The 3,167-nt window shown below is 28.2% G+C and carries 2 protein-coding genes; both read right to left on the bottom strand.

The annotated features are described in order from the left end of the window. Positions 1–52: 52 nt before the first annotated feature. A complete protein-coding gene (locus L988_RS10960) occupies positions 53–862 on the bottom strand; it encodes a MobA/MobL family protein (RefSeq protein WP_052191821.1) in 810 nt (269 codons plus the stop codon). 42 nt (positions 863–904) lie between these two features. Next, on the bottom strand, positions 905–3,167 hold a 2,263-nt coding region (locus L988_RS10955), incomplete at its 5' end, for an autotransporter domain-containing protein (RefSeq protein WP_047384230.1).

Genomic DNA, 3,167 nt, shown 5'->3' with positions numbered 1-3,167 from the left:
TCCTTTTATAAAAATAACTTTGCTTCAATTTGAAACAAAGTTATTTCTTCTTTTATTTTTTTGATTTAATTTCAAGCTCTCTTTTTTTAACTTCTCTTAGTTCCTTAGCTTGTTTATATTCTTTAAACTTCTCTTGTTCTTCGGGAGTTAGTTTTTCTAATCCTAATCTTTTTTCTTTTTGTAAAGTAATTCCCGATATATTAACTGGAGTTCTATTTAAAAGTTCAGCTTTTAAATAATCCCCTTTTTCTAAAGCAATCTCTCTTTGTTTCTTTAAAGATTCGCAAGAAACTCTTTCATTAAAGCCATTTTTTTCTAATGCTTGATTAGATAAAACTTCCCATGATTTTCTTATATTTAATAACAATTCTTTTTTTATCCAAATATCATTTTTTTTAGCTCCACCAAGTTCGGGTTTTTTAGAATTTGCTCTTCTAAAAAATTGTTCTTTAGTTCTTAAAATATTGTCTAATTTTCTTTCAGAAAACATAAGATGGCAATGTAGATTTTTCTCTCCATCTTTACTATGTGATTCATGGATGGCAAAAGAATATGGATGTTTATTTCCTATCTCTTGTTTCACGAAATTTTTAACAAGCTCAACACCTTCTTTATGTGTTAATTCATTAGGAATATTCAATTCAAATTCTCTATATGCTCTCCCATTAACTCTTTCAAAATCATCAGCACTTTTCCAAAAATCAATCGCTGATGTTCCATCAATAACACATTCCATATTTCCTGATTCTTTGTATACTAAATCTTCTTTTTTGTTATACTTATTTTCTCTTAGGATGTACTCAGCATGAGCTTTTGCCATTCCTACTTTTCCAACTTTACAATGTAATCTATATTCTGCCACTTTAGCTCCTTATAATTGAATAAATTTCTTTTAATATTTTAGTTAAAATTTATAACTCATTCCTGCTGTTCCTAAATATTCAGAATCAAATAGATATTTATATTCTACATACCCTGTTAATCCATTTTTTTCAAGTTCTAATTTAATTCCTAAATCTTTATACGAATCCTTATCATACTTTGATACCTTAACTGAATCAGAGCTTATATTATTTAATTTAACACTCATTGAATCATATGGGTTAGCTAGTTCATGTAAATATGTTCCAAATGCCTTTATTGTGCTTTTTACAGAGTTTAAATCAAATTCTTTTCCTACTTCAATTCCTGCTCCTGCTTCTACAGACCATACATTTTGCTTTTCAACATCTAATCCATAATTACCTGATTCATTAATAGAATCTTGCATTAAATATGTTGCATTTACTTCCACTCTAGGTTTTACAAAGAAAGAACTTACAACATAATCTTTAGATAATATATTGTTTAATCCAATCCACTTATTATCTAAATCTCCTTTTTGGCTTCCATAAACATCACCAAATTTTAGATCTCTTTTTAAATCTCCTGAAGATAATCCAAAGAATAGATTATTTGTTAATTGAACATCATTATTTTTATAAATTGAGTACATATTAAGTTGACCGAATGTATCCTCTCTTTTTGCATTATCCATATCAAATTTAGCATTTAATGTACCTATATTAGCAATAGTTCCTAATCTTAATTTAGCATTTATTTGTTTATCTGCTCCTAAGAATACTGATGATATATCTTCTTTATATCCACTTAAATTTGAGCTATCAGCCTTTATATTCTTATAATCTGCTCCACCTATAACTCTTAATTCTTTAGATGTTGGTTGATTAAATACGTTATTTACTAATGTATCTCTATTAAATCTAATAGCTTCTAATGTTTGTTTCTTTATATTTGGGTATATATCATTCCCAAATATATTATTTGTTGCTCTTGTAAATTCATCTGCACTATCTATTAATTTCAAATTATTATATAATTCTTGTCTTAAAATATCTCCATCTACATAGTTGTTTTCTAAATAGTTTGCAAAATTTGAATTGCTTATAATTTCATTAAAATTCTTTCTATTTAATTCTGTTTTAGAATCATTTACAGTATACATAACAGAGTTCGATAAAATATCTCCATCATGTTCTTTTATATTTATATTATCTTTAGATAATACGATATTATTTTCAAAGTTATCTTTTGCATAATCTCCTGATAAAAATAAATCTCCTACAAACTTATCTACATCAAGTTTTCCATTTACTCCTTGAATAAACTTTCCATTATTAACAATAACTTCTCCAGGTGCTTCATCTACTCCTGTTATTGTTCCGTTGTTTTCAACAATACCACCTAGTTCACTTATTTTTACTCTACCATTTACTATTCCTTCATTAATAAATTTAGCAGCTCTACCTGTAACATCTACTAAACCATAAACTACTCCATCTTTAGAATTTATAGCAATTGTTTCTTCTCCATCATAAGACATTGCACTCATAGCAAAAGCAGGTTGTGCAACAACTCCATTTTCAGGATTTTCATATATCCATGCTTTAATTATTCCATTATTAATAACTTTTCCACCATTCCCTGCTGTTAAACCTGATCTTTCTGTTTCAATTAGTCCATTATTTACAGCAGTTGAATTTGGATTTACAGCCCACATACTTGAATACATTCCTTTAATTGTTCCATTATTTATTAATGTTGCTCCTGATGTTGTAACCATTCCTATCCCAGCAGGAATTAAATTATTTGGATTAGCTTCTATTAACCCCGTTTCACTATTTGTTACTGTTCCTGATTCAGCATAAATTCCAACTCCACCAGGAATATCAGATTCACCATCATTATCTAAATCATGTCCTGTTCCTTGAATAGAAATTTTACCATTATTTATTGTTTCTCCTGATTTTTGATAAATTCCAAAACCTTCACCTTTTAAATTGCTTTTTGTTAAAGCTCCTGACGTTGTTATATTTCCATCATTTACAAATTTTCCTCCATCTATAAAAGCTCCTGTTACAATTTTGTTATATTTTCTATCAGCAGTTAATTCAATATCAGAAATAATACTTAAATCCCCTTTATTTATTAATTCTTTTCCTACTTCTATTGTTCCTAAGGCACTTAAATTTCCAGTTGTTCCAGTTGAATTTATAGAAATATTTTGCGTATTTTCTACTGGTGGTTCAGGATTTACTGGTGGATTAATTGGTGGTTCTACTGGTGGTTCAGGATTTACTGGTGGATTGATTGGTGGTTCTACTGGT

Origin of the sequence: Cetobacterium sp. ZWU0022 (assembly GCF_000800875.1) — a bacterium.
In the GTDB taxonomy this organism is placed as follows: domain Bacteria; phylum Fusobacteriota; class Fusobacteriia; order Fusobacteriales; family Fusobacteriaceae; genus Cetobacterium_A.
The sequence above is the reverse complement of the archived record's forward strand: the minus strand, read 5'-3'. Positions and strand labels throughout refer to the sequence as shown.